5 protein-coding genes are annotated in these 6,513 nt (G+C 47.4%); all 5 read left to right on the forward strand.

The genetic code is table 11. The features are described from left to right. Nucleotides 1-2: 2 nt before the first annotated feature. The 5 genes from KY379_RS22780 to KY379_RS22800 all read left to right on the forward strand — a co-directional run bounded on the left by KY379_RS22780 (nucleotide 3) and on the right by KY379_RS22800 (nucleotide 6,218). Nucleotides 3-971, forward strand: coding sequence for a GDP-L-fucose synthase family protein (locus KY379_RS22780; protein WP_261241500.1), 969 nt, complete (start codon nucleotides 3-5; stop codon nucleotides 969-971). Nucleotides 972-1,043: 72 nt separating this feature from the next. Further along, a complete protein-coding gene (locus KY379_RS22785; RefSeq protein WP_261241501.1) occupies nucleotides 1,044-2,453 on the forward strand; it encodes a mannose-1-phosphate guanylyltransferase/mannose-6-phosphate isomerase in 1,410 nt (469 codons plus the stop codon). A 47-nt stretch (nucleotides 2,454-2,500) separates the two neighbouring features. Then, complete coding sequence (gene galE / locus KY379_RS22790) at nucleotides 2,501-3,520, forward strand: UDP-glucose 4-epimerase GalE (protein ID WP_261241502.1); 1,020 nt, start codon at nucleotides 2,501-2,503, stop codon at nucleotides 3,518-3,520. 65 nt (nucleotides 3,521-3,585) lie between these two features. Then, nucleotides 3,586-4,971, forward strand: coding sequence for an undecaprenyl-phosphate glucose phosphotransferase (locus tag KY379_RS22795; RefSeq protein WP_261241503.1), 1,386 nt, complete (start codon nucleotides 3,586-3,588; stop codon nucleotides 4,969-4,971). A gap of 44 nt (nucleotides 4,972-5,015) precedes the next feature. After that, nucleotides 5,016-6,218 carry an O-antigen ligase family protein gene (locus KY379_RS22800; RefSeq protein WP_261241504.1) on the forward strand — a complete coding sequence of 401 codons (1,203 nt, stop codon included), beginning with the start codon at nucleotides 5,016-5,018 and terminating at the stop codon, nucleotides 6,216-6,218. Nucleotides 6,219-6,513: the final 295 nt, after the last annotated feature.

Consider the following 6,513-nt stretch of genomic DNA (forward strand, 5'->3'; position numbering starts at 1 on the left):
ACATGGGCGCAGAAAAGAGGATCTTTGTTGCGGGCCATAAAGGTATGGTCGGGTCAGCGATTGTGCGGCGCTTGCAGACGCTAAATGCCGGAACAATTATTACAGCGACTCGTGAAGAGCTGGATTTAGTCGATCAGGGCTCGGTGCGAGATTTTTTTGCCGAGCAGGATTTCGATGAGGTCTATCTCGCTGCCGCGAAGGTCGGGGGTATTCATGCGAACAATGAATTTCCTGCTGACTTCATATATGAGAATTTGATGATACAGGCGAATATCATTAATTCCGCCAATTCTGCTGGGGTGCAGAAGCTGCTTTTTTTAGGTTCTTCGTGCATTTATCCGAAATTCGCTGCTCAACCAATTCGCGAAGAATACTTGTTGGACGGCCATTTAGAGCCGACCAATGAACCCTATGCTGTAGCGAAGATTGCGGGTATCAAACTATGTGAAAGTTATAATCGACAGTTTGGTAGAGACTACCGCAGTGTCATGCCGACCAACCTTTACGGACCGAATGATAATTATCATCCGGTTAATAGTCATGTGATTCCTGCACTGATACGTCGTTTTCATGAAGCTACTTTGCGTAGTGATGAGACAGTTGTTATTTGGGGTAGTGGCAATCCCAAGCGTGAATTTCTCCATGTGGACGATATGGCTGCCGCTTGTGTGCATGTCATGCACTTAGATAATTGCGCTTACAAGTCCTGTACGAAAGATATGCTGTCTCATGTCAACGTTGGTACAGGATTGGATTGCACTATTCGGGAACTTTCGGAAACTGTCGCCAAGATAACTGGTTATGCGGGAAAGATAGTGTTTGATACTTCTAAGCCTGACGGCACGCCTCGTAAATTACTTGACGTGTCTCGTCTGGAGCAGTTAGGTTGGAAAGCCAGTATTGACTTGGAAACAGGGCTGCGGGATGCGTATGAGTGGTATGTCAATAACGTAAGTTTCGCCCGGAGCTAGAGTCCCAACGCCATTGGATGTGACAATTTCTCAAGGATTTTTTTGGTTTTAATTTTTAGTTAAGGAGTTATTATGTTGCATCCAATAATAATGGCTGGCGGATATGGGGCTCGACTGTGGCCCTTGTCGCGAGAGCTCCATCCAAAGCAGTTTATCCCTCTTGTGAAGGAGGGGGTTTCTATGTTGCAGGATACGTGCCAGCGACTTGATGGAATTGAGGCCGCTCAGCCACTGCTCATTTGTAATGAGCAACACCGGTTTCTGGCTGCGGAACAATTAAGACAGTTAGGTATGGATTCATGCCAGATAATTCTGGAGCCTGCAGGACGCAATACTGCACCAGCTTTGGCGCTGGCGGCACTAGAATCTTTGTCCAAAGACGAGGATGCTGTTTTATTAGCTTTGGCTGCTGACCATCTTATTCTAGATATAGAGCGCTTTCACGAAAGTGTTAACACTGCTTTCACTGCCGCGATGATGGACAAACTGGTAGTTTTCGGTGTGACGCCGACCCATCCTGAAACAGGTTATGGATATATCAAGCGCGGCGTGGAGTCCTCGGTAGGTGCTTTCGCGGTAGATAGCTTTGTGGAAAAGCCATGCTTGGAGCGAGCGGAAGAATATCTCAAGGATGGCAGCTATTATTGGAATAGCGGCATGTTCATGTTCAAGGCCAAAAAATACCTTGAGGAACTGGAGCGTCAAAGGCCTGCTATCGTCGCTGTTTGCCGTCAAGCTCTGGCAGCCGGCAAGCAGGATATGCATTTTACTCGCGTAGACCCAGAGCTGTTCTTAACTTGCCCTGATGAGTCTGTTGATTACGCCGTTATGGAAGGTACTGAGGATGGACTCATGGTGTCTCTGGATGCCGGGTGGTGTGACGTAGGGTCATGGAATGCACTCTGGGATGTCGGTGATAAGAACAGCGATGGAAATGTTCTTAAAGGCGATGTGCTGACCTCACGAACTCGGGATTGTTATGTCCACTCAGACTATCGCCTCGTTACCACACTTGGTGTTAGTAACCTTGTGATTGTAGAAACTAAAGACGCAGTGCTAGTCGCCGAGAAATCCAGTGCGCAAGATATTAAAGCAATTGTTTCCCTGATAAAGGCTGAAGGGCGTAGTGAGTATATGCGGCATCGAGAGGTTTATCGGCCTTGGGGGATGTACGATTGTATTGATGCGGGTCGGAGATATCAGGTCAAACGCATAACTGTTAATCCCGGAGCAAAGCTTTCAGTTCAGATGCATCATCATCGTGCTGAGCATTGGATAGTTGTAAGTGGTACAGCTCAAGTGACTAACGGTGAAAAAACGTACCTGGTGACTGAGAATCAATCCACGTATATTCCGATTGGGCAGGTACACGCATTAGAAAATCCCGGCGTTATTCCGTTGGAGTTAATTGAAGTGCAGTCCGGATCTTATTTGGGCGAAGATGATATTGTGCGATTTGAAGATAAATACGGCCGTATCTAAACTCAGTAGCTTCAGTTGATGCTCGTAACAAGAGTTGAGGAGATTCGATGAGCGGTGCTGTTCTATTGACGGGCGGGGCAGGGTTTATAGGCTCTCACATTGCTGTGGCTCTACTACAGTACGGCGCGCGCGTGATTGTCTATGATAATTTTAGTAATAGCTGTAAATCTTCGTTGGATCGTGTTGCTCAGATCTCTGGCTGTGAATTGGAGTGTATAGAAGGCGATGTGCGCGATGCGGCAAAGCTACGACGCGTTTTTGTTGATAATGATATAAATAGAGTTATCCATTGTGCGGGTTTAAAAGCAGTTGGTGAAAGTGTTAAGAATCCGCTGGATTACTACTCTAATAATGTGGGGGGGACACTCACTTTACTTGCCGCGATGCAAGAAGCGGATGTGTACGATTTAGTTTTCAGTTCCTCCGCAACTGTCTATGGTGCAGCGCAAACGATGCCGCTTAGCGAAGACAGTCTGGTACAGATGCCTTCAAATCCCTACGGTTGCACTAAGTTTGTGGCAGAAAAAGTTCTCCATGAGATTGCGAGCACGAATCAGTCTTGGCGGATCGCTATTGCCCGCTACTTTAATCCAGTTGGCGCGCATGAAAGTGGAATGCTTGGTGAAGATCCTCAAGGTACTCCCAATAACCTTGTTCCGTTTATAAGCCAAGTGGCCGTAGGGAAGCTCGAGCAGCTAAGTGTTTTTGGGCACGATTATCCAACTGTCGACGGTACGGGAGTGCGGGACTATATCCATGTTATGGATCTGGCTTTTGGCCATATAAAGGCGATGGATTTCATGCGTACTTGCACTGGTTGTAAAGTATGGAACTTTGGTACGGGAAAGGGATACAGCGTTCTAGAATTAATTAGCGCCTTCGAAGATGCCAGCGGTGTCTCTATACCCTACAAGCTGGTAGACCGACGCCCTGGAGATGTCGCGGAGTGCTGGGCAGATATTTCAATGGCGGCAAAAGAGCTGGGCTGGCAGCCCGAGCGAAATTTGCGAGATATGATGCTGGATACGTGGCGCTGGCAAAGCCTTAATCCTAATGGCTACCGTTAGCAGAGATGAAGCACTCGGGTCGAGAGCGGCTGATTTTTATGGGTAATGGACGGTAATATAAATATATGCAAGTTGTAAAGCGCTATCAGCCTACTTTCGCGGAACGGTATCCGGTACCGTTGTTCGTTGCACTTATTGATTTAGGGATCATTATTGCTGCCGGCTTACTTGCGCATTGGATGCGTTATGGGGCATTCGAAATGGCTGGTCGCTATACGACTGCTGCATTGATAACTGCTATTACTGTTGTGCTGTGCCTGTGGATGGGCGGCGTTTACGGCACTCAACGTGGCTACTCGTTAGCACGCCAGTTGAGTATTTTGTTAGCTTGCTGGGCAATAGCGACTGGAATCTTGCTTTCGACTGCATTTTTCTTGAAGGTTTCTGAGGAATACTCCCGAATCTGGTTCTCTGCCATGCTACTGATCGGCGTGGGATTGTCTCTAGTTTTGAGGTTCTTAGTATTTGTTTTCCTACGTCATGTCCGCTCCATGAATATGAACTTAAAGTCTGTACTACTCGTTGACTCAGGAGGTACATCCGCGTTGCAGCTCAATGAGGAAAAGGCTTTGGGAGAGCACGGTTTCAAGCTTGAGCATAAACTTACGTATAGCTCTGATGAAAAATGGCTTGAGCAGTTAGTGGAACAGGTTGATTCTTTGGGTGTGCATGAGGTGTGGCTCTGTCTACCATTGCACGAGGGTGGGGCGGTGCAGTCAGTACTCTACGCGTTACGCCACTATACTGTCGCAGTAAGATTTTTTCCCGAGTGGGGAGATATTCCGTTATTGAATCATAAAGTCAGCCATATAGCTGGTGTGTACTCATTGGACTTAAGTTGTAGCCCAATTGACGGCCCTGCGAGAGTGATAAAGCGGTTGGAAGACTTACTATTAGGCGGCGTCATTGCGTTGCTTATACTTCCTGTATGTATTGCAATTGGAATAGCTATAAAGATAACCTCGCCCGGCCCTGTTTTATTTAAGCAGAAGCGTACCGGCATTAATGGCAAGCATTTTAAAGTCTATAAGTTCCGGTCGATGGTAGTGCATGCAGAAAGAAATGGTGAAGTGACGCAGGCCAAGCGAGGGGACATGCGGGTTACAAAGCTGGGGGCATTTCTCCGTCGTACTAGTCTTGACGAGTTGCCGCAGTTCTTTAATGTGTTGCAAGGGCGTATGTCGATTGTCGGGCCGCGGCCACATGCACTTGCTCATAATGAATACTATAAGGATCTTGTAGAGTCATATATGCAAAGGCACAAGGTCAAGCCTGGGATCACTGGCTGGGCGCAAGTGAGTGGTTACCGCGGTGAGACAGATACACTCGATAAGATGCAAAAGCGTGTCGAATTTGACCTTTGGTATATCGATAATTGGACTCTTTGGCTAGATCTGAAAATTATCTTTTTGACAGCCTTTAAGGGCTTTGTTAATAGAAACGCTTTTTAGTTTTTCAGAGTATTTAAGAGGGCGTGGGTTTGGGTGGTGTACTAGTGCGTGAACGACTGGCGGTGGTCGCTGTCGCTATGATGGCTCTAGGTCTTTTCATTCAGATGAGTGGGAAAGTCTGGTTGGAGTCTAATAGTGCGCAGAATTCTCAGGTATATATCTGGCTGCTTCTGCCCTCGTTGTTGGTAGTGTTGTTTGGCGGGATTAAACGGTTCGGTCTTGATGTCTATATCGTTCCCTGGGTTTGCTACTTGTTTTGGGTTGCCCTAAGTACGGCTTGGGCGCGGGATCTATCAGATGATCCTTTCTCGTTGGTCAAGCGCGGTGCTTTCATTGCTCTTTACATTCTGGCTATTTGCTTCTTTCTTCGTCAGAGCGAAGTCGTATTTCGGCGTGCCGTGATGACGGCAGTCGTGGTTATCGCCTTAGGTGCGCTAGTTAGTATGGTTCACCAGTTTTTGGTACTTGATCGTCCTTTTGCGTATCGTGCTTTTAGAATAGATCGATCCGGGATCGGCGACTTTGCTAATTATGGTTGGCCGGTAGCTGCTGGTATATTTCACGGTGCAGTTGCTACTTGGGCTTTAGGATTCGCGTTGGACAAGAGTGCAAGCAGAAAATCGTTCTTCTTTTGGTTCTCGATTTTCACGGTATTAGTTGTGTATGTGCTGTTGACTTATACTCGTGGTGCTTGGTTTGGGCTTCTGGTAAGCGGCGTTTCTGTAATTGTTATTCAAAATACTCGTCGAGGTTGGCTGGTTCTAGCTGCGGGTGTAACTGTGTGTATTGTTGCTGTGTCATACCTATGGCACGATTTAGTTTTCGAAGTTACTACTCGCCAGCTTTCTGGCCGGGGACCTATCTGGAATTATTTCCTCTCCCAAATGCCGGGTTACTGGTGGCAAGGACATGGACTTGGTACAGAATTTAAGTACGTCTGGCCTCGAAGAGGCATGGTTTCTCCCCATGCACACAGCTTATATCTACAGCAAATCTATGACAGTGGACTGATTTCTTTGTTTTTGCTGCTTGGCGGGATAGTCACTCTATTCTATAAGTGTTGGTCAAAGCGTGACCTTTTCTGGATTCGCATCGCCATACCCGCTTTGCTTTTCGCGCTCGTTGCAATGCTTACAGATGTGGAGAGAATTTTCACGCGGCCGGGAGACTACTGGACGTTGTTCTGGCTACCGGTTGCGGTTTTGCTGGCGTCATCATCATTAGTGAACAACGCCCAAAAAAATTAAGCGGTATGAAGAACGAGGGCTTTCACTCCCGATGGTACCGCTCTGCGTACTCGGATCTCCACCGAGTACGCGATTTCGATAGCCTTTTACAGTATCAAGTATATAGCGTAGGCAAGCTGGCATTTTTGCGTTCCGTTATTCTCGGCCGTTAAGCTCCGAGTCGCATGGAATGGTCCGCACTGATCTCATACAGTTGGCCATCCTCAAATCACTCCTCTCCTAGGCTCTGTACGAAATCCCGAGAAACCCAATCGCCGCGCCTTGAGCGCTGAGATTTTGTAGAGTCCCCCGCCAT

This window comes from Pseudomonas sp. HD6422, from assembly GCF_025377065.1.
Lineage (GTDB): Bacteria > Pseudomonadota > Gammaproteobacteria > Pseudomonadales > Pseudomonadaceae > Aquipseudomonas > Aquipseudomonas putida_U.

Coding starts and splice junctions, on each gene's coding strand:
- KY379_RS22780 (WP_261241500.1), top strand. CDS start 3: ATGGGCGCAGAAAAGAGGATCTTTGTTGCGGGCCATAAAGGTATGGTC.
- KY379_RS22785 (WP_261241501.1), top strand. CDS start 1,044: ATGTTGCATCCAATAATAATGGCTGGCGGATATGGGGCTCGACTGTGG.
- galE (WP_261241502.1), top strand. CDS start 2,501: ATGAGCGGTGCTGTTCTATTGACGGGCGGGGCAGGGTTTATAGGCTCT.
- KY379_RS22795 (WP_261241503.1), top strand. CDS start 3,586: ATGCAAGTTGTAAAGCGCTATCAGCCTACTTTCGCGGAACGGTATCCG.